General features: G+C 56.4%; 9 protein-coding genes and 10 pseudogenes. 7 read left to right on the forward strand and 12 right to left on the reverse strand.

Annotated elements, in window-relative coordinates; all coding sequences use genetic code 11:
- Positions 1-213 precede the first annotated feature (213 nt).
- The 6 genes and pseudogenes from BS630_RS04205 to BS630_RS04230 all read left to right on the forward strand — a co-directional run.
- Positions 214-632: pseudogene (locus BS630_RS04205) on the forward strand (transposase); the annotation flags it as partial.
- 86 nt (positions 633-718) lie between these two features.
- Complete coding sequence (gene tnpA / locus BS630_RS04210; protein ID WP_077976416.1) at positions 719-1,162, forward strand: IS66-like element accessory protein TnpA; 444 nt, start codon at positions 719-721, stop codon at positions 1,160-1,162.
- On the forward strand, positions 1,159-1,512 hold the full coding sequence (gene tnpB, locus BS630_RS04215; protein WP_077976417.1) for an IS66 family insertion sequence element accessory protein TnpB: 354 nt from the start codon (positions 1,159-1,161) through the stop codon (positions 1,510-1,512). The genes tnpA and tnpB overlap by 4 nt, the downstream gene beginning before the upstream one ends.
- A 62-nt stretch (positions 1,513-1,574) precedes the next feature.
- Positions 1,575-3,226 (forward strand): annotated as a pseudogene (gene tnpC, locus BS630_RS04220) (IS66 family transposase).
- A 99-nt stretch (positions 3,227-3,325) separates the two neighbouring features.
- Positions 3,326-3,896: pseudogene (locus BS630_RS04225) on the forward strand (IS5 family transposase); the annotation flags it as partial.
- A 942-nt stretch (positions 3,897-4,838) separates the two neighbouring features.
- Positions 4,839-5,465: a response regulator gene (locus tag BS630_RS04230; RefSeq protein ID WP_158081398.1), complete on the forward strand. Its 627-nt coding sequence runs from the start codon at positions 4,839-4,841 to the stop codon at positions 5,463-5,465.
- Positions 5,466-5,521: 56 nt separating this feature from the next.
- Here BS630_RS04230 and BS630_RS04235 read toward each other — a convergent pair.
- The 7 genes and pseudogenes from BS630_RS04235 to BS630_RS36310 all read right to left on the reverse strand — a co-directional run.
- Positions 5,522-5,986: pseudogene (locus BS630_RS04235) on the reverse strand (IS6 family transposase); the annotation flags it as partial.
- A gap of 176 nt (positions 5,987-6,162) precedes the next feature.
- Positions 6,163-6,652 (reverse strand): annotated as a pseudogene (locus tag BS630_RS04240) (IS110 family RNA-guided transposase); the annotation flags it as partial.
- Positions 6,653-6,731: 79 nt separating this feature from the next.
- Positions 6,732-6,961, reverse strand: a pseudogene (locus tag BS630_RS37805) (IS6 family transposase); the annotation flags it as partial.
- A 39-nt stretch (positions 6,962-7,000) separates the two neighbouring features.
- Positions 7,001-7,081, reverse strand: a pseudogene (locus BS630_RS38615) (IS6 family transposase); the annotation flags it as partial.
- Positions 7,082-7,184: 103 nt separating this feature from the next.
- Positions 7,185-8,555, reverse strand: coding sequence for a sensor histidine kinase (locus tag BS630_RS04250; RefSeq protein ID WP_077976419.1), 1,371 nt, complete (start codon positions 8,553-8,555; stop codon positions 7,185-7,187).
- Between the two features lie 117 nt (positions 8,556-8,672).
- Entirely contained in the window at positions 8,673-9,578 is a 906-nt protein-coding gene (locus BS630_RS04255; protein ID WP_245310387.1) for a LysR family transcriptional regulator, read from the reverse strand.
- A 515-nt stretch (positions 9,579-10,093) separates the two neighbouring features.
- Positions 10,094-10,679: pseudogene (locus tag BS630_RS36310) on the reverse strand (IS3 family transposase); the annotation flags it as partial.
- Positions 10,680-10,775: 96 nt separating this feature from the next.
- On the opposite strand from BS630_RS36310, the pseudogene tnpC (BS630_RS04265) reads away from it, so the two are divergent.
- Positions 10,776-11,753: pseudogene (tnpC, locus tag BS630_RS04265) on the forward strand (IS66 family transposase); the annotation flags it as partial.
- A gap of 426 nt (positions 11,754-12,179) precedes the next feature.
- Here the strand turns inward: tnpC (BS630_RS04265) and BS630_RS04270 are convergent.
- The 5 genes and pseudogenes from BS630_RS04270 to BS630_RS04290 form a co-directional block, all read right to left on the reverse strand.
- Positions 12,180-12,899: pseudogene (locus BS630_RS04270) on the reverse strand (IS5 family transposase); the annotation flags it as partial.
- Between the two features lie 45 nt (positions 12,900-12,944).
- On the reverse strand, positions 12,945-14,492 hold the full coding sequence (locus tag BS630_RS04275) for a hypothetical protein (RefSeq protein WP_077976422.1): 1,548 nt from the start codon (positions 14,490-14,492) through the stop codon (positions 12,945-12,947).
- A gap of 232 nt (positions 14,493-14,724) precedes the next feature.
- Positions 14,725-18,309 (reverse strand): type VI secretion system membrane subunit TssM, encoded by a 3,585-nt coding sequence (tssM, locus tag BS630_RS04280; RefSeq protein ID WP_077976423.1) that lies wholly within the window; start codon positions 18,307-18,309, stop codon positions 14,725-14,727.
- Between the two features lie 10 nt (positions 18,310-18,319).
- Positions 18,320-19,588: a type IVB secretion system protein IcmH/DotU gene (icmH, locus tag BS630_RS04285; protein WP_210283480.1), complete on the reverse strand. Its 1,269-nt coding sequence runs from the start codon at positions 19,586-19,588 to the stop codon at positions 18,320-18,322.
- Complete coding sequence (locus BS630_RS04290; protein ID WP_077976425.1) at positions 19,581-20,672, reverse strand: type VI secretion system-associated FHA domain protein; 1,092 nt, start codon at positions 20,670-20,672, stop codon at positions 19,581-19,583. Before BS630_RS04290 ends, icmH begins: the two co-directional genes overlap by 8 nt.
- Between the last annotated feature and the right edge of the window lie 17 nt (positions 20,673-20,689).

Here is a 20,689-nt window from a genome sequence, read left to right on the forward strand (position 1 = left end):
GATTGGACAATTGACACGAAGCCGGCCCCCGCGGGACCTCTACGACCTCGTCCCCGATCGGCGAGCACTCCAGGCCCGATTAAGGGACTTTTGAAGGGCGAAGGGATCGAGGTTGGGCGGCTGGGCATCGTCAACTCAACGGGGCTTTGGTGCATGAATAGTTTCTGAACGGTTCGGCGCAAACAGGATCGCAATCAGCTTGATCCGAGTGCCATGCCGTACAAACACAACGCCGATCGTCGTCATCACATCGCAAAGATGAACTTCAGGGTGACGAATTGGCCGGAGTACGAGGCAGGCCTGCGTCGGCGTGGCAGTCTTAAACTGTGGATGACGCCGGAAGCATTGGCCGGATGGCATGCACCACGGCGAAAAACGCGAGGTGGTCAACCCCGCTATTCCGATCTTGCCATCGAAACGGCCCTGACCCTGGGCTGTGTGTTCGGAATGCGGCTGCGCCAGACCGAAGGGCTCATGAATTCGGTGTTCGATCTTATGGGACTTGAGATACCCGTCCCCGATTATACGACGCTGAGCCGTCGGGCACAAACGTGGAAGCTGCCGGCCCAACGAAACCCGCCTCTGCCGGACGGCCGCTGCATGTGCTGGTCGACAGCACGGGGTTAAAGGTAAGCGCCGTTTCCGCCCCATTGAATTGGCAGTATTTTGAGGCTTGTTGCCTATGCGAGAAGGTCTCCAGGAGTATCTGGAGATTTGCATGGCAGAAGAAGGATTTGTTGGGCGCTACGAAGTTGTCGAGCCGCGTCGTGGAAACCGGCGTTGGCCGGATGATGTGAAGGCGCGGATCGTGGCGGAAAGCCTTGAGCCTGGTGTTCGTGTTGTTGATGTCGCGCGCCGTCATGACGTTGTGCCGCACCAGCTTTCCTTGTGGCGCCGGCAAGTGCGCGAGGGCATTCTGGCCCTGCCTTTTGAGGCTATGCCGGACCTGGCGGAGAGCGGCGATGCCGAGCCTGCATTTGTGCCTTTGGCGATTGCGGCGGAGCCGAGCGAGGCTGTGAATATTTTGGCGCCGCCGCTGCCGGAGGCGGTTTCGTCGGTCTTGACGTTGGAGATCGGCCCGGATGTCGTGATGCGGGTTCCCGGCGATGTGCCGGTTGAACGTGTGGCGGCTCTGGTGCGAGCCATGCGAGGGACGGCATGATCGTCGCGGGCCAACGACTGCCGATCCTGATTGCAACGCGGCCGGTGGACTTCCGCTGTGGGCATCAGGCGCTGGCTCTGATGGTGCAGACCGAGTTGAAGCTCGACCCGCATTCCGGGGTGACGGTGATCTTCCGGTCGAAGCGCGGGGATCGCCTGAAAATCCTGGTGTGGGATGGCACCGGAATGGTGCTGATCTACAAAATTCTTGAACATGGAAGCTTTGCCTGGCCCAAGGTTCAGGATGGGACGATGCGTCTTTCCAGGGGTCAATATGAGGCTTTGTTCGAAGGTCTTGACTGGCGACGGGTCATGGCACAACGGGTGACCGCGCCGTCGGCGGCAGGGTAAATATCCGGCCGTCTTTGCATTGTTTTATTTGGATTTTTTGTGCTGCCTTGCTATAAGGCCGCATGTCGTCGCCCCTTGATCTCAGCCTGTTTCCGGACCTTCCGCCAGAGGTTATCAAAGCCTTTGCGGCGATGCAGTTCGAGCTTAAGGTCGAGCGTGCCGCACGCCAGCATGAACAGGCGGTGGTGGCCGAAAAGGACGCGTTCATCGCCGAGTTGAAGGAACTGATCGAGAAGCTTGAGGGGCAGGTTCACGACTATCGGCGCACGAAGTTCGGGCCGAAATCGGAAAAGCTCGATCCGGCGCAGATGGAACTGGCGCTGGAAGACCTTGAAACGGCGATTGCCGAAACACAGGCGCGGATCGCCGCCGTCGAGAAAAAGATCGACGCCAGCGCATCCGATCCGGACAAGGCCGTTCCTCGCAAGGAGCGTAAGGCCCGTGCACTGCCCGAACACCTGCCGCGGGTCGAGAGAGTGATCGAGCCCGAGAGCATCGTTTGTCCCTGCGGTTGCGGCAACATGGTCCGGATCGGCGAGGATCGGACGGAACGGCTCGACCGGGTCCCGGCACGCTACGAGGTGATCGTCACGATCCGCCCGAAATACGCCTGCCCCAAGGGTCGAACGGGCGTCGTCCAGGCCAGAGCGCCGGCGCATCTGCTGGAAGGGAGCTGGCCGACGGAAGCCCTCCTGGCTGAGATCGCCGTCGCCAAGCATTCCGAACATATGCCGCTCAACCGGCAGGCCGAGGTCATGGCGCGACACGGGGTGCCGATAGACCGCACGGTGCTTTCCGATTGGCTCGGGCGCACGGGCAGCGAAATCGCACCGGTGGTCGACTACATGGCCGAACGGCTGCTGTGGGAAAGCACTCGGCTTTATGTCGACGAGACAACGGCTCCGGTTCTTGATCCTGGGCGCGGCAAGACGAAGACCGGCTATCTCTGGGCTGTCCTGCGTGACGACCGCGGCTGGAAGGGCTCAGCCCCGCCGGGCGTGGTGTTCCATTATCGAGCAGGACGTAAAGGCGAATATGCCGCAGAAATCCTGGATGGCTTCAACGGCACAATCCAGGTCGATGCCTATGGAGGCTACTCTCATCTCGCCACGTCAAAACGCACGGGCGGCGACCCGTTGAAGCTGGCTTTCTGTTGGGCACACGGACGCAGAAAGCTGATCAAGGCCACACCAAAGAGCGGATCGCCCATCGTCGACGAGGCGCTGGTGCGGATCGCCGCGCTCTACAAGATCGAAGACAGTATCCGGGGCTCAGATCCCGAACATCGCCGGGCGGTTCGACAGGAGCTGTCCCTCCCGCTGGTGGACGAGTTCTTCACCTGGCTGGCAGCACAGGCCAAGCGTGTCTCATGCAAGTCGGACCTCGGAATTGCCCTGGCCTATATGCTGACGCGACAGGACGGCTTCCGGCTGTTCCTGAACGACGGACACGTCGATATCGATTCCAACCTGGTGGAAAACGCCATCCGTCGCCCGGCCATGAACCGCCGCAACGCGCTCTTTGCGGGCCATGACGAAGGGGGACGGAACTGGGCCCGGTTTGCCAGCCTGATCGGCACTTGTAAAATGAATGCGTTGAGCCCTACGCCTATCTGTGCGACCTCTTCACCCGCCTCGCAAACGGCCACCTCGCCAAAGACATCGATGCTCTGATGCCCTGGGCCTATGCCGCCCGCATCAAGGCCTCACAATGAGCTCATCAGGTACTCATCGGTGAGCTCATTTGACGGCCCGTAGACCAACCTCAGATCGCTGCAACTGAAAAATCAATGGGGCGCGGACGCCGCATACGGTTAAAGGTGTACGGCGCCGGGCAATGGCTTGAGGAGAAACATGGCGCCAGATCACGCCGCAACTGGCGCAAATTCCATCTGGCAGTGGATGCCAATAGTGGCGAGATCATTGCCCATAGGCTGACCGATCAGGGCACGGATGATCCTTCCCAGGTGGAGCCGTTGCTCAGCCAGATCGACGGCGAGATTGACCAGTTCACAGCCGACGGAGCCTATGATGGCAAGCCAACCTATCAGACGGTCCTGCAGCACAGCGCAACCGCGAACGTCGTCATTCCACCGCGTTCGACGGCGGTGGAAAGCAATGGTGATACAGGGCCACCTGATCAAAAAGACAAGCACATAGCGGCGATCGCAAAAGACGGTCGGCTGCAATGGCAGGCGGCCACCGGCTACGGCAAGCGTGCACTGATCGAAACCGCCATCGGGCAAGGGGCTGATCGGGCGACGTGTGCGGGCTCGTTCGTTCGCCACCCAGCAGACAGAGGTCGCCATCGGCTGCATCGTTCTCAACCGCATGCTGGCATGTGGACGCCCAGAGTATGTCCGGCGTCAAGTCAGGCAGGCATAACCGACAACATCAAAGGCCGAAACGAGGGTATCTACGAAACTCCGGGCGATTAACAGAAAAGGCCAATGCCTTGACCAAAGCCTGATCAGAAAACCATACTCAGAAGTGGCTCAATTCTCAATGGAAATTATGCGCCTAACCGGCTCAGTTCCGCGTGGAAACCAACACGCGGCAATGCGTCGAGCCAAAAGTTTGGTCGAGGCTTTAAGCAAGCTTCTCATTCACAGCATGGATGTGTTTAATCCATGCAATCAATTTTACCAATCGTCCGATATGATCCATAGCAGGGCAGCCGCGGGGTGAGGTTCCGGTAAGTTTATCGGTTTCTATAGTCACCTCGCAAACGAGCCGGAACATCTTCCGATGTTAGCAGCAATTTGACCGAGCCTTCTCGCGGGCTCTTTCCTTCTCGAAAGGCATGATGGAAAGGAATAAAATGGCTGATCAACTCACATTAGAAATTATCAGTGCGATCAATAAGCTCGTCAAATCCGAAAACCGGGAGAGAGGGCCTGGCGCAGGTCACGACATCACGGCTCAGGGTAGTCAGAACTACGTGCGGCCAGAACACCGGGTACGGAGAGATTCCTGCGACAAGACTAAGCCACGAGTTCTAGGTGGCTAGGGAAATCTGAACAGCTAAGATAAGGGGAATTTCTGCCGGCTTAGATGCCCGGGACAGGAGATAGTATAACAAGACGACCGCGCCGGAACCATGGCCCCAGCTTCTACACCCCTGGATGGCTTTTTATGTCTTTATTGAGTCGACGAGGACTACACAATGTTGATTTCGACGAGTAGCAAACAATGACCGAGAAAGGAAAAGCTCGGTCGACGACGAACTAAGGTTCATTGGCTCGGAGCAGGTCTCAAAGTGAGAGGTTGAGGAAAGTCGAAGTTGAACGACCTTCCCGATTTATACTGATGCGGAACGAGGCTTCTATGCAGCGGATTTTAGTGATCGAAGATCAGGATTTAATGCGTTTGGCGCTGATCCAGGAACTAAAGGACCGTCTCATTGGTAGCGTTCTTCTTGGGGCTCCGACATTAGAAATTGCTAAGACTCTGATGAAGTCGGGGGGCTTTAATCTCGTTCTCATTGACCCCGGCTTGCCAGGCGTAGATCCAACGTCACAAGTTGACAGATTTTCGGTTATCAGGCAGGTCGTTGATGCGTCCCCTTCAGCGATCCACGTGGTGATCACTGGAATGGATTCGCTTGCCGAAGCTAACCACTGCCGTCGGTATGGTGTGGCTGGATACGTTAGCAAGACCGGACTGATCAGCGGACTGCTGGCTGAGGTGCTGCAGGAAATTTCTCAAAATGGGTTCTCCATTCAAATTTCGGACAAGGAGCAATTGGCGGTTGATTTTTACTATTCCGGGCTTACGGGCCGCGAGCAGGAAACGTTAAATGCGATGCGCCGCCGTGAGCGTGGAGCCAAGCGAAAGGACGTTTACGAACAGATCAGCGAACGGATTGGGGTCGACCCCGCTTCAATTGAAAAATACTACAAGCAGGCTCGGGCCAAGCTGCTCCGGCGAGGCCTATCGCCCGACGGAGTGTAGGCATCGTAAACTTAACGGATGAAAGGCCAGCGAAAGACGCCATCCGCAGATATCTCTCATGCTCGGGCAATTTTCGCCCACAGGCTCATCGCCGCCGTGCGCAGTTCGCGCTGGTGGCCGGAGGAGAAGTCGTGGCGCGGGATTTCAAATAGGTTGGCGATCGGATCATGGATGGAGACGAAGCGTTGTAGATGTCGCTGTGACTTGAAGCGCTTCATGATCCGCTCTCGCCGCCGGACTGGTTGGTGAGAATTCTCCGCCCGATTATTCAACCCTTTGTGGGAGCGATGCTCTACACCCGGCATGATCTCTCGCTTTGCTGCGCCGTAGGACTGCAGCTTGTCGGTGATCATCGCACGCGGCGACCGTCCCTGACCCTTCAAGAGCTTGCGCATCAGGCGCTTGGCGGCCTTTGCATTTCGGCGGCTTTGCACGAGAACCTCCAAGACGAAACCGTCCTGATCAACTGCGCGCCACAGCCAATGCTTCTTGCCGCGGATTGAAACAACGGCTTCATCGAGAAAGCCATATGTGGACGGCCCCCTCCTTGCAAGAACTCTTTGATGATTTGATCGGATCTCTTGCGTTCCTTTGTCCGGCCTTTTGTTGCGTTCACACATGAACGCTGGCCAAGATGGGTTCCGCGACGTGGGTTCCAAACACTTGATCGGCCTCGTTGGGCCACTGCATGATGCGTTTCCAAAAGGAGCGGAAGATGAGACATGCCTTTGGCCGCGGTCAGCCCGAACTCAGCTGCATAGCCACGAATCGTATTGGCAAGCTGCGTCTGTGCGGCGACAGCGCGCTCGCGCATGCCCACCAGCATCAGCGCGGCTTGCTGAGCCGCACTCTTTACCGGAACGAACCGCATCGTCGGGCGGCTCATCGCCTCGCATAGCGCTTCGGCATCGGCCGCATCATTCTTGCCGCGCTTGACGTAGGGCTTCGCCAGTTGTGGCACGATCAGCTTTACCTCATGTCCGAACCCTGTCAGCAACCGCGCCCAGTGATGCGAAGCGGCACAGGCTTCGATCGCAATCACGGTCGGTGGGCATATCGCAAAGAAATCCACCATCTCCTTGCGGCGCATCTTCTTGCGCAGGATCGGCCGCTCGGCGGCGTTCACACTAATGCAATTGAAAGACGTGCTTTGACGTATCCATGCCAATACGGATAATCCGATTCACGGACGGCTCCTTCGTTTGAGATCGTTAACAGCTCACTCTGGCACATTTCGATGCCGTTCGGGGGCCGTCCACCCCAACACTTGCCCCCAAGTCGACCGGATGATCGACGACGGATCTCGTTGGCAAAGGTGCGGCCGAATTTCTCCGCCCACAGCCGACGGTCTGGTGCGAGACAATGATCCGACGGCCAGCCAGCAAGTCCTAGACCATTCGCAGGCTCAGAGGGAAACGGAAATAGAGCCACACGGCGTGGGCAATAACTTCAGCGGGAAAGCGATGTCGGCGATAGAGTGGATCACGGTCTGTCATGAACCTTCATCGCACATCGAATTCCACATTCCGTTAAGTTGACGATGTCTGTCTCACGTAGAAAAATACCGCGTATAAAATCACGTCATGCGGGTAATGACTGCCTTTGGAATCGACCATGATCGGGAAACTCAATCCGCCTGCTCATCTTCAACCCGGAATCTACGCCTACCATACTGGCTGCAAACCCGGTGAAAAGTTTTGCGACAGAACGAAGATCAGTTCATTCAGGGAGGCGTGTGGTTTTCCGAACCGGCAACAGTACACTGACGACGGTGCCGATCCCCGGCGACGAAGTGATTCTGATGTCGCCACTCATGGCGTTCACCATTTTGATGCAACTTGTTAACCCCAGGCCAATGCGCGAGCCCGCGCCGGTTGAAAAGAATGGCATTGCGGCTTTGCGCATCTCGTCTGACGTCATGCCTCTGCCGGTGTCCGAAATTTGAATTAGGATCCTGCGGGCGAACGAGTAGCGTCGCTTGAGGAGACGCGCATGGATCGTTATTTGCGTGTCTTTCTTTCCGCTAACGGCAGTTATAGCGTTATTAACGAGCTCTTCGACGATCAAGTGAACTTGAACGCGAGGAACTTGTAGGAATTGTGCATCGTTTTCGATTTCCAACCGAATATTGCTGGTGGGTTTACTGCCTATCCGATGAAGCAGTTTGCCGAGCGGCTGTGTTCGGGGGTCTCGCTCAGAAGCAACGATCCGCACGAGCGCATTGTTGATTCCTTCGAGTTCGTTCACCGCGTCTAGCGCAGCTCGAAGCATTTCGGGTAGAGCTGAATGTTGGTCACCAAAGCGGTCGAGAAATAATCGAAGCGAAGTAACTCGTGATCGGGTCATGTGCGCGTGAAGCAATGCAAAGGAACGAATGTAGTCATCGCGGCGCGCGGCAAATTCGCGGTGTTGAACAATCGCATTAATGCCAACAATGACTAAAACTAGACATGATCCGAATACAAGAAAGCTACATGCCGTGCTGCGCGCACCTTGTGCCTTCTCTACCAAGTTCCTGCGATGTTCGACCGCCGAACCGTAAATTTCTGTCAAATTTCTGTCAATTTGATCCGCGTACCGGAGCGCTTGATCATAGTCTCCGCCTTTCAATCCGATTGGACTAAGGTGCGTCTTTATGAGTTCGCGCGTTCGGACCAATAGGTCGCTGTTCTTTCCTCTCAGGAATTCGAAGGTTTGCAGTAGATCGATATTGTTGACGGTAGATTCTACATCGTGGTCGTACGCCGGCACCATTTGACTGGTCTTGCTGGCTAGACGAAGCCAACCGGCAATCCGGGTGATGCTCAAGCGGGTTTCTTCTGAAGTAATCGCCGCTTCAAAAGCATTATTAAATGATTGTCGGGTTTCAATTCGGTAGTATTCGAGCCGAATAGTTGACCAGCAACTCAGTGAAAGTGCCATCACCAATACGACATAAAGTGCGATTGCGGAGCTGAGTAACCTTTTAGGGGTCGCGACACCACCGGCGGAACCGCCCAGACGCGGGCCTGCCGTAACGGGTAAGCGCACATAAAAGCTAGCCAGCCGTTGCAAAAGAGATTCTGGTGACCTTCGGACGCGTGCCTTCATAGTCAACACCTTCGCTGTTAGGAGCTCCCTGAATCAAGTTACTCGAAATGATTCACCTCGCTCGCAATAGCCGTTCACTCGCGACGAACATCTGCTGCTGGCGACGTCGTGCTCGTCTCAGGTCGCTCCCGCCGCGGCCGCTGCGACAAACTCGCTGCGCAGCCATTGATGCCTAGGGTCGCGATGACACCGCTCGTGCCAAATCAACATTAGCTCGTAGGGTTTGTGTTCCATGGGTGGGTCAACAGCCGTGAGCGGCAGCATCTCGGAAATACGTGCCGCAGCCCGGCGTGGCACCGCCAAGGCCAAATCGCTCGTGGCCGCCACCATCGCGGCCGTTAGTACATGCGAAAACCGCGTCGGATTCTGATCCGGTAAGTCCACGTATGGCAGTTCGTCATAAATTCGGCCGTCTCGTATAGGGAGGTCGGAGTTAGTGCCAGCGTGACGCAACGCCTTCAAGCTCTCAACTGTCCAATCCTGCGCTAAAGCCGGGTGGCCGTGTCGTAGCAAATACACGAGCTGGTCAGTATAGAGGCTGCGCCGCAAATAGCCGGGCGGAGCGGAGGAGATTTGCCCAACTGCTAAATCGAAATCGCCTTGCTCAAGTCCCTCGAGTAAGCCACTGAAGAGTGAATGGGGGGCGATTTCGAGGTGAGGCGCCCGCTGCAGGAGGTGCGGTAACAAAACAAGCGTTTGGTGATCAGGCATCGCCACGATTGTTTTCGGTCCCCATTCCATTTTGGGGAGATTGCCTTCAGTCATCATGTCCCGAATGTTGTTCATCGCCGCTGGTAGTCTTTTGGCCAGTCCTTGACCGCGAGGGGTAAGCACGTAGCCGGTTGAGGCTCGAACTAATAGCTCGTCATTGAAAATGCTCCGAAGCGTCGCCAGCGCCCGACTCATCCCCGGTTGACTCCTGCCGACGTGGTGGCCCGCATGTGTCACGTTCCGGTATTCCAATAGGGCTTCCAATGCCACTAAAAGGTTCAAGTCAATCGATGCAAGATTCAGCGATTTCACGATCGTTCTTTCGCAATGTACGTGCCACAGGGTTAATAGAATAGATGATGCACGTATCTCATGTTTGATAAAAGGGGTGCAATCATCCCTATTCTAACCACCACAGCGCTAGTTGGTCGTTGGCCAGAGGGCCCGTGTACGATGAGTGGTCTAGCTCGCGCCTGATGGCCGTGCTTTCCGGCAAGGGCTGGAGGGGATATCTGCGTGCGACTGAAGGCAGGCTGATTTGCCGATCATCGCTCATCGACGCCATAGTCTCAAGATGGGGTGGATGCCAGCCTTCTCCGGCGGCATAAAGTCTTGGGGTAAACACCACTCAAGCGAAAGGCAGTCTTCATGAAGACGGTTACCATCATTGGCGTTGATCTGGCAAAGAATGTATTTGTGCGACCTGCAAGTCGCGACGTAGCCGCCGGATATCCGGTACGTCCGAGCCGCGAGGCAAGGCGGAATCAGAGCTGGCTCGGTTTGGCTGAACAGCTTGTGGCGCTTCACTAAGTGGATTTCCGCCTCGATTAGGCTGCCACCATCATTGGCGTCAGCGCGTTGAAGTAAGCCTGATCCGGCGTCTGCCGGTCAAGGGATGAATGTGGGCGTCGGGTATTATAAAAGGTCAGATAACGGCCAATCCCAGCGCGGGCCTCGGACACGGTTTTGTAAGCATGGAGGTAAATCTCCTCATATTTGATCGAACGCCAGAGCCGCTCGACGAAGACGTTGTCCCGCCAGGCTCCCTTGCAATCCATCGAGATTTCAATCCCGGCTGTCTCAGCACCGTGATGAAGTCGATGGAGGTGAACTGTGATCCCTGGTCGGTGTTGAATATGTCAGGCTTGCCGTATCGCGACAGCGCTTCCTCGACCGCCTCATGCAAAAGGCCGTCTCCATCGTGATCGACAGCCGCCATGAAAGCACTCGGCGACTGAACCAGTCGACGACTGCACAGAGATAGACGAAGCCCCGTGCCATCGGGACTTAGGTCAGGTCCATTGCCCAGACCTGGTTGGGTCTGGTGACCGCCAGCTTCCTGAGCAGATAGGGATAGACCTTGTGCCCAGGTGCTGGTTTCGACGTATTCGGACGACGGTAGATCGCCTCAATGCGGCGTTGGTGCGCGGATATGAAATCGAACGCATTTCGGCCTTTGATGTTGTCGGTTTTGCCTATCGCCGAACCGTTCAGAAACTATTCATGCACCAAAGCCATATGGATCGCGTCTTCAATGAAGCCGAGAACGCCGCTCTCGAGGCCGATGCTGATGAGGGCTTGGCCGATTGTGACGAGACCGACGCCACTGAGCTTCCCGACACGGGATTGCCAGAGGAGGGAAAGCCCGAAGGCCGTAAGCGCGGGCGTAAACCTCTTCCGGCAAATTTGCCACGCCAACGCGTTGAATATGACCTTGCCGACGATCAGAAGACCTGTCCGTGCTGCCGCCATCCGTTGCATCGCATGGGCGAACTCGTCACCGAGCAGCTGCATATCGAGGTGAAGGCCACAGTGCTGCAGAAGTCCCGAGCCAAGTATGCTTGCCGCAACTGCGAGCGCACCGATATCAGCACTCCCGTTTTCATCGCGCCGATGCCCGCACAGCCCTTGCCGGGCGGTATCGCCACGGCCTCGACGCTGGCCTTTGCTCTTGTTCATAAATATGTCGACGGCACACCGCTCTATCGCCTGGCACAGGCCTTCGAGCGCGCTGGCGTCCCTGCCAGCCGTGGCGCTCTTGGGCATTGGGTGATCGGTTCCAGCGAAAAGCACCTCGTTCGCATCTACGATGCACTGAAGCAGCGGCTCTTGTCGCAGAGCGTCATTCACGGTGACGAGACCACGGTGCAGGTGCTGAAGGAAAAGGACAGGAAAGCAACCGACGAGTCCTACATCTGGGCCTATCGCAGCGGAAAGGACAGCCTCGAGCCGGTTGTACTGCTCGAATATCAGCCCGGTCGTGGGCAGGTGCATCCGCAGACTTTCCTTGGTGACTATCGCGGCATCCTGATGAGCGACGGCTATCAGGGCTGGCGCACCCTGAAGGGCGCAACGCATGTCGGGTGTATGGCTCACGCCAGGCGACGCTTCGTCAACGCCTTCAAGGCCGGGAAGAAACAAAGCCAGCCAATGATCGATCGTCGAAACAAACCCATCCAGCTTTGGTCGCCGAATCGGCAACTGAGGCTGATAGCCGGGCGGCGTCGAATACGACACCATCTTAGAAACGCTGATAGCCGGTAGACTAGCGAGCGCAATTCAGTGCCGTAGAGACACTACCGCTGCTTAGTAATAACTATGCGAAGAATTCCCAAATCAACAACAACTTGAATATAATCGGGATCCTCTATAATCTCGATGCCGACCATTACTCCGGTAATCCAATGGGTATCAAAGAACACTTTTGCTTCTCCAAGTATTTTGGTCGCACTGTGCACCGGTCGCCGGAGGCGACGGCTGCAGCAGGATCCACTGCGACGTCCACGGATGTATCCCTGCTTGCGCCATGTCTGAATCAGCGGCAGCGCCTGGCGTTGGTGCACGGATGTGGAACTGAACGGATGGGGATCTTTGAAACGGCTGACTATGGCGTGGCTGCCTTGCGGCGGACGGCTTTCGGCGTGCGCAAGCAAGCATGCGGTTGAGGACGGCGCAGCCGATGGCGACTTCGGTCTGCTGACCAGGCAGCGACCTGGCCCGCAGATGCCGCCCGATGATGGACTTGTATCGCCCGATTGCCGTCTCAACCAGCGAGCGTTTGCCGTAGCCGGTAGAGACCTGCCATTTCATCCGGCCGTCACTGTTGATTGCGGCGATATGCCGGTTCCGTTGGCCGGGAGGTCTATCGTCGCTTGGCTCGACCGCGTTGGCGCGAGGCGGAATGACGATAGCCGCCGCCGCGCTATGATCGATGACTGCGTCGTATGTAGGTTTTCCATCATAGGCACCGTCGGCTGTGAACTGTCCGATCAGACCGCCAATCTGGTCGAGGAGTGGCGCAACTTGAGAGACATCGCCAGCATCCTGATCCGTCAGGGTATGGGCAACGATCTCGCCGCTATCGGCATCCAGTGCCCGATGCAGCTTTCGCCAACCTCGGCGGGATCTGGCGCCATGCTTCTCCTCCAGCCACTGGCCCCCGTCGTAAACCTGCAGGCTGGTGCTGTCCACCAGAACATTTAACGGTCCGGCAGGTGGAACCTGATTCCCGGGCCGCTTCCCGGCAGATCGCCATGCGTGCGCCCGACGGCTCAGCGTGGTGTGATCGGGGACGGCAAGCGCTAAGCCCATCAATTGCAGCACCGATTCCAACAAGCCTTCTGCCTGGCTCAGAACGCTAAACGTTCCGTGCACCAACGCCCCATTTCACCCCTTCGATTATGCATTGGCTGCAACGAGGGAGGTTCTGACGCGGTTCAGTTCACCGCCGACAGTCGAGAGTCCTTCCCGCAGCGTCTTCCCGATCGAGTTTGGACCAAAGACCGCCGGAGGGTTGTCCAGCAGCTGGACGACATCATTTTCGCCGAGGTGTTGGAGGAGTGCTTCGAAGACTGCTTCGGCGCGCTCGATCACGTCAAAATTTACTCCGCCTCCTTGCTCAACGAGGTCAGCAAATTCGTCCGAAACCACATCGTTGATCTCCTGAAAAAGCTCAACGACAGGCTCCCAGGTTCCACCGCGGGCTTCCTCATTGTACGTCTCGATCTTGCTCTTCGTTTCCTCCCAATGCACGAGTGCTGCATCGAGGTCTGCTTGCCATTTATTTTCAATGGTCCGAACGATTGCGTCGAAATCTTCAAGCTTGTCGCTCTTGCTGAGGCCAAGCAGGGCAATCAACTGATCATCGTTGCCGAGGCGCTGCTCTACCACGGCCATAAGGCGCTCGAAAACCTCACGCCTGCCAGCTGACTGGCTTGGCCATTGTGATGAGACCATCATGGTGAGTCTGTCGGAGCTCGAGTTTTCCAAATGATAGGGAAGCCGTCCCGCTTGAGCAGCGGCCTTGGTCATTCGGAATAGGGTTTCCACAACCTCTCCTTTCTCAACGGGGTGTCTCCCAACGTGGTCCAAGTCAACCCCACCTATCATGAACGCCTCGCGCTCAACGCCATCGCCAACGCCGGAACTATCCGTCTTCACCGCGTCGCCATCGGGCGCCTCGTCCACATACTGAAGATTTCTCCGATGGTCGTCGTAGGCCAGCATCAATAGCAGCCGGCAGGTGAAATTGTGTAGGGCATCCTCCTGCTCTTCCAACGGCGTGGCGGCCAACATAGCCTTGAGCCAATCAGCGATTTTATTTGTCAAGGGGCCGAGCTCAGCGGTTTGCAATGACCCCGTTTGCCGACTGATACGAATGGAGTGGCTTGCTATTGCCTCTGCCGAAATGGCAACGGCTTCCTTCAGCCCTTCCGGCAAAGCTTCTTCAGCACCTTCCTCGGGGTTCGCTTCGGCGACCTCCTGATTGTCTGACGGCAGCTCATCGGCGTTCGCCTGAGCCGCTATCTCAAATCGATTGAGGTCTTCTTCATTCAGGAGTTCATCTTCCTGTAGATCCGGAAGGCTTACTCTCAGGTCTTTGAAATAACGCCTCATATTTGTCTTAACCGCCATAAATTTGGCCATACCTCCTTTGGCAAGCCGTACGACAATGATGCCCTCTTTGTTCATTCTCCCTGTGCCGGACCTCAGAAATTTAAAGTCATCGGGCTCTTGAACACCTTTGGCAGTTTTATAATGCATATCTTCCAATGCTCTCCGCATGCTCGTCAGGCCTTTTTTCCGCACCAAAACCACTGGCTTCTTTTCGCCGGCGATGACGATGGTGCCAACAGCAAAGCAGAATTCGAGTCCTTCTTTGGCTTGAGTGCTCCTGATCACGGACAAGAAGCGCTGGGCCATTTGCGAACTGTGTACTTGGCTCATTGTATGTCTCCATTTTGGTTGGCGTAGTTTCAATTTCGCTGAAAGATGGACGTAGTGTGGCCTTTCCCTAGCCCGAGCCAGCGACGACGTCGATCAAAGACATCGCCCCTCAGGCAAATGGAAGTCCCTATCGGGTTTCTCCGCGATCCGATGGTAAGCCTATCCCGTCCACCGGCATTGATCTTTGGCAACTTCCGACTGCAGCCTCACTCGGATCAATGGCAGTTTGGCGTTAGAGTTGTGGACATCGGAATTGCGATAATAGGCTGCGAGATAGCGGGTTGATCAGGTTGTCGGATTGGAGGATGAATGTCGCCCATCGGCGGCCAGCCTCCATCCGCACGTAAATGCGGTCGGAGTCTGTTTGGGGAAGCGTTTTCCCCTTATCCAATAGCCGGAGCAACGCCCAGGGCCCCACCTCAGAAAGCGCCGTACGGTCGAAGGCGTCGAAAGTAACTGAAGCGCCACCGACGCCACCATCCATGGGCCAGTGGAAACGCACAGGTTTGTATGCTCCTCGGCGCTGCGTGAGTTGCTGGCCGTCGATCTCGACCCCCACCTCGTCGGTCCACGGATCGGTGTCAGCGACAGTTAGCAGGAAGTCAAAGGACGGCTGATTGCCGCCATCCTTGAACATGGAGTCCCCAATTGCAGCCGCTCGTTTGAACTGCGCCAAGGCATCTCGGTTAATTTGTATATCGGCATTTACCGTCGACTGAAACTTCCACGACCCCTCGGAACGATCAACAATGCTCGCCAAGTGCTCTGAGAAAAATGCGTCTATTATGCCATCTCGGCGAAACAGCCGAGCGAAATCTCCCAAAGGAATATCGCGACGGGATCCGCGTGCGAAGGGGTACCGTCCCTCGGTCGCGCGTCGACACAAATCACCAGCACCAACCGCCCACATCTTCGCGAGACGGCGTTTTGTGTCGCCGATCGAGAGTTTCGAGCTTAGGTGGCCCACGCCACCAATCCACTGCTGGATGGGTGGCGGCAAATTGGCTGCTCCGGCTTCAATTTTGCGGATGGCGACAGTGGTTTGATCACCCTTCTCAAGCGCCGGGCTCTGCACATCGCTAAGCGACTGATAGAGAGTGCTGAGGTCACGGATTGCGCTGTCGATCGGCGCTTGGGCGCCCGCCGGGCTGTTTGGCGCCACATTGACAAGTTGCTGCAACCATTGGAAATGCTCATCGGTATAGAGTCGGGGTTGGCTTTCTGGATCGCGGGAGACAATCCCCGGATGGAAGAGTGCCTGGAGGTCGCTTCGCCAAGGCTCCCCCTGGGCAGTGCTGTTACCTTTAGTCGGCGTTTCGGGTGCCGGTGGTTCGCCGAGCTTCGTCTCGCGTGCCGCTGCGGTGAGGAACAAACGCATAGGCGACGTCGGCGCGGAAAGGGCATTCAACGTCCGCAGCATGTCGTCAACACTTGCGATCGAACGGATGGAGATGTCGTTAATGAGTTGATCCCAATAAAACGCAAAATCCTGAAAGTAGAGATCCAAAGCCGCATCTTGCAGCTTCTGACTCGCTTTATCGCCCGGAGTGATCACCTGATCACCGAGCACCCAACCTTCTGCAACAACCGCATCTGCTATCCGTGGCAAAAGTTGCAGGACAGGGCCATAGAACCCGGCTCGGGTGTAAATGCCTGCGACCCCAGTGTTGAGCGGTTGTCCTGATTTGCGGATCAGGACGTCGTCCGCCGTCGGTCCAGCGTGGTCGGATAGACGCCATGTTGGTAATTGGATGGCCTGAGGAGTGGTTGTGATGATGTTGAGGACTCGGCGGGATAGTGAGATGGTCCTGAGCTTCGCGCGGGTCTTTTCAATTAAATGGCTGTCGAGACCAATATTTAACCGAGGGTTCTCACAAAGGGCATCGAGGTGTTCGGCCAACGCGTGGCGAAGGCTGGCATCGGCCTCAGTTGGAAACTCCACTTGCCAGTCTAGGGTCATCCAGTCTTTGACGGCCTTGGGCTCAAAAGGACCTTGTCCCCCAAGCATCAAATATATTTTCAGCGCCTGATAAAGGAAAGGGGGATCATCCTGTCGTTCCGCCAGTATTGTTTCTAGTCGCAAAATCAGACGCGGCAGCAATAGGGTTTCAAGACCCCGATCATAGGCCGCACGCGTTTGAATACGGATCTCTTTGCTCTTGTCAAACTCAATTCTTTGAAGGTGATGGCTCGACCTGATGCCTTCATCATATTCGGTCCTCATGTCGCGCAATTGCTTGAGCAGCGGCACGATCGGTCGAAGATCGCTATTTTCCACCGGGTCGATCCTGAGCTTCTCCGCCTCCTTGGCATAGCTACTCAGCGTTTGACGAATCCTTTCGATCATATGGACTTCGCGGGCGAAGCTGACGATCGAGAAGACGGACACAACCACCACAAGTGCGCTGATCATCGCCCAGAGGCCATATCGACGCCAACGTTGACGCCGTTCGGCATGGGGGTGGGTCTCGACAAGCCCAATGTCGGCGACAACTCGTTCGCGAAGCAAACGAGCAATGAAATAACTACGCTTCTGGTCTGGCGAAATATGTCTGGCCGGCTCAGTGATGCCGAAAGTCCGCGAGGTGGCCGCCACAACGCGATCAATCGGTGCGCCCACCTGCGTCCCGCTCACGAAATAGACGCCCCGGAGCATGATCGGTTCCTCGAACGAATTCGGACCAAAGACTTCCTCCAGAAAGTTTTGTATCGGATGCTTCAGACTTGCGACCTGCTGTGGGAAGCGGAACACAAGTGCGCGACGTCGAATATCGCTTTCTTGGTGCATTCGTTCGAGCAGCCTGTCGTTGAGACGTCCAACGAGTGCATCATAGTCCCCTGCGTAACTTTCCATCGGGTTGCCTTCACTCTCCGATGGCACCTGCGCGAGGGTGAATCCCCAAGCGGCCTCACGCCCCTCGCTTCCAAGGTCGTCAAAGAATTCGTTAAATCCAGCAATCAGGTCGCTCTTGGTGAGTAGCACATAAATCGGCAGTCGCACTCCCAGTTCTCTGTACAGCTCAAGAATCCGCTGTCGGATACATCCGGCATGATGGAGGAACTCGTCCTCGAATAACGAACTCAGCTCGTTGATCGCAATTGAGACCAACACCCCGTTCAACGGCTGTCGGCGGCGTGTGCGGCTAAGCAGTCGAAGGAAGCCATGCCAGACCGCTTTGCACTGGTCAGGATTGGGCTCCTGGACTATGTAGTGTCCCGGAGTATCGATGAGCACGGCATGGTCGGTGAACCACCAATCACAATTTCGCGTGGCTTTGACCCCGCTGGCGGATTTCCGGCTGAGCCTTTGTGCCAGTGGGAATCCGAGGCCCGAATTAGCAATCGCAGTGGTCTTTCCAGACTGGGGCGCACCGATGATTGCGTACCATGGCAATTTATAGAGCCACCGGCTGGCGAGAACGCCGTCACGACGGAGGGCCTTGAGCACGGTACGGGCTTCGCGGAAACGAGCTGACATCGTCTCCAATTCCGCTTTGGCAGCGTTGGCGGACGTTTTCCCCGAGTTGGAAGGAGAAGATCCTGCTCCGTCCTCCTCGTTTTTTTTCACCCCGTAGCGGTCCAGCATACTGGACACTCGGTCAAGGAAAAAGCTTTCGAAATTGCCTTTGATCATATTGATCACGACATACGCGATTGGAATGAACGTTGACACCAGGAGTTGCTCGCTGAGAGTGTCAAATGGGCCAATGCCACCAAATGAGAGGTGCCGTCCAAACAGAAAGATTCCTGCAATTACGAAACCAACTAGCGCGATATGAAGCCATTTTGACTGAAGCGCTTTGTTTATTGACTGCATGATCTAATTCTCAATTTAGCTTCGGGATTATGATTTCGATTCGCCGGTTCTTAGCGCGCCCTTCTGGCGTCTCATCCGAAGCGATCGGTTCACCGCTGCCCCTGCCCTGTTCTCTCACCCGCCCGGGTTCTCTCATTGTTGATTTGATCGTCTCACCAGCTGCTTTGGCACGCGCCACAGAGAGATCTTCGTTGGAAGGATAGACAAGAGATTGAATTGGCATCGAATCCGTGTGTCCGGCCAAAATAACTGACCCCGGCTGCTCGTTCAGTGCTCGACCAATCCGCAGAAAAAGTGGCACGAATGATACATTCACGATCGAACTCGCCGGGTCGAACATCCCGGAGCCGCGGATGGTAACAGAAATCTGGTGCGCATCCTCAGTGACAGTGACAGACTCATCGCGGATCTCAGTCTCGAGAAAATGACGTAGCCTATTGCTGTTAGTGGCACCTGTAGCTTGCGTGGTGGCCCTCATCATCCTTACTGCACCGGCCGGTGGCAGAGCCGCGAGTTCCGCGAGGACCACATCAGAACGGTTAGCGAATATGTACTGGAGCCCCAGATAAAGCGGTAGGACAGAAACTACGCCGAAAGCGGCAAGGGTCCAAATGGGAACGAATCGGCGAAGCGGTCTACGCGCCTCTGCGCGTTCTTTCCAGTGCGGAGATATGTCACGCTCAAAGTCACCCCGTGCTACTCGGATCAGGCGGTACGAATCCTCGCACAGCAGGCTGAGTTCGGACGCACCTCTGGCAGCCACCCGGAAGCGGCCTTCGAAACCAATCCGCATGCAGTAGTAGAGCAACTCCAGCAATTCGATATTGATTGCCGGGCCCTTTTTTAAGCGCTCCAGAAGATCGAAGAATCGGTCCCCGCCCCAGGTCTCGCCGAACAACGTCCCTACCATACTCCGCGTTGTCCATATGCTTTGGTTACCCCACGCGGTATTCAGAACAATGTCGTCAATAGTAGCGCAGAGAGCATATTTGCTAACCTTGATCGCCCCTGCCGGTAGTCTAAGCTGTACTATCCGGCGATCGAACACATCAATCTCTCGCAAGACCTGCAGCCGAAGCTCCTCGACATTCTTATGTTCCGTATTGCTCTTGAGTTGAGCACAAAGGCTCAGCAGCGCTGCAGCGGCCGCGACAAGTGGATTGAGCCTGTGGAGCGTTAACGATTCCCAGAACTGTTGGTCTATCGCTGGCAACGTCAAGGCCGAGGGCTCAGGGGCGGCGGCAGGCTCGGGGGGACTTGATACGGTTTCTTCAGTCAAAACGGCTGCGATCCCTTTGAACCTTCACCGCAACCGTTGGTTCTTTCTGGGTTGGCGTGCCCACGCGGGGCGACGATCCAACGTCGGCGGCAAAGCTCCGAAGGATGCCACTCTCGATGTCCGAGACGACATCATCGAAGACACGACAGTACTCATCCCAAAGTCTGGCCTTCCCCCTGCCACTCCAGAGCCAACTGGGCCGCACAACCGACGCCTCGATCGCTGCCGGGCAGAGCCGTTCGCGGACGCTCAGTAGAGGTTTCAGCAGTGAGGCAAGCATGAAAGCCTCATGCGCATCGATGTCAGCTAAGGCTGGCTCGACGCCGATGTCCCCTTGAAGGAGTGGCGAAGCGTCGGAGCACAGAGCCGCCTGCAACGCCTTCCTGGCGTCCGCCATGACTTCTAGGCGGTCTCCAACGGGCTGCTTGGTCACCGTGCACCCGGCGGCGGCTTCGCATGGCGAGAACGTGCTGCCGAGACCGGCGGCGGAATTCAGTAGCGTCAGCTCCGCACGGTCCGTAACGGCTAAAACATCGCCTTGTTCAATAGCTGCTGAAGATAGACCACAGGCGGCAGGTAAGGCCGCTACGGCCACATGTTTTTCGTCGCCACAACCGGCCTTCCCAACCGCCTGTGTTATCCTTAGTTCTGTCGCGAGATCCCAATCGTCTGGAATGGTCTCAACCAATTGCCTCGGGTGAACGAAGACACACGCATGGTCAGGGATATGATCTGAGAGAATATCCGCCTGCCGGATATCTACGCTGGCTAGCGATTGGCATTGTTTTACATCCAAAAACGGCGGAAGATTACAGTCTCGATCGAGCAGCTCCCCGAGTCGCGTGACCCTGCCAACAGACAGCTCAGAAGCCACTTCGACGGCGTCCACCAGCCTCGACTCATCAAGGGAGCCTCCAATGTCCCAACAGGGCTCGCTAACATGCTCTCTGGAAAAAGCGTCGATATTGATCGTGTAGCAGCCGGTTCGAGTGACATCACTGCCACTCAAGGTAGTTGACACCTCCGCCGGCAGCGGTTTCGCCTGGCCGTTCAGAAATACGCTATTGTCGTTGGGCTCGATCATTGTGAATCCTATCCGCT

It is taken from the genome of Rhizobium laguerreae (genome assembly GCF_002008165.1).
GTDB classification, from domain to species: domain Bacteria; phylum Pseudomonadota; class Alphaproteobacteria; order Rhizobiales; family Rhizobiaceae; genus Rhizobium; species Rhizobium laguerreae.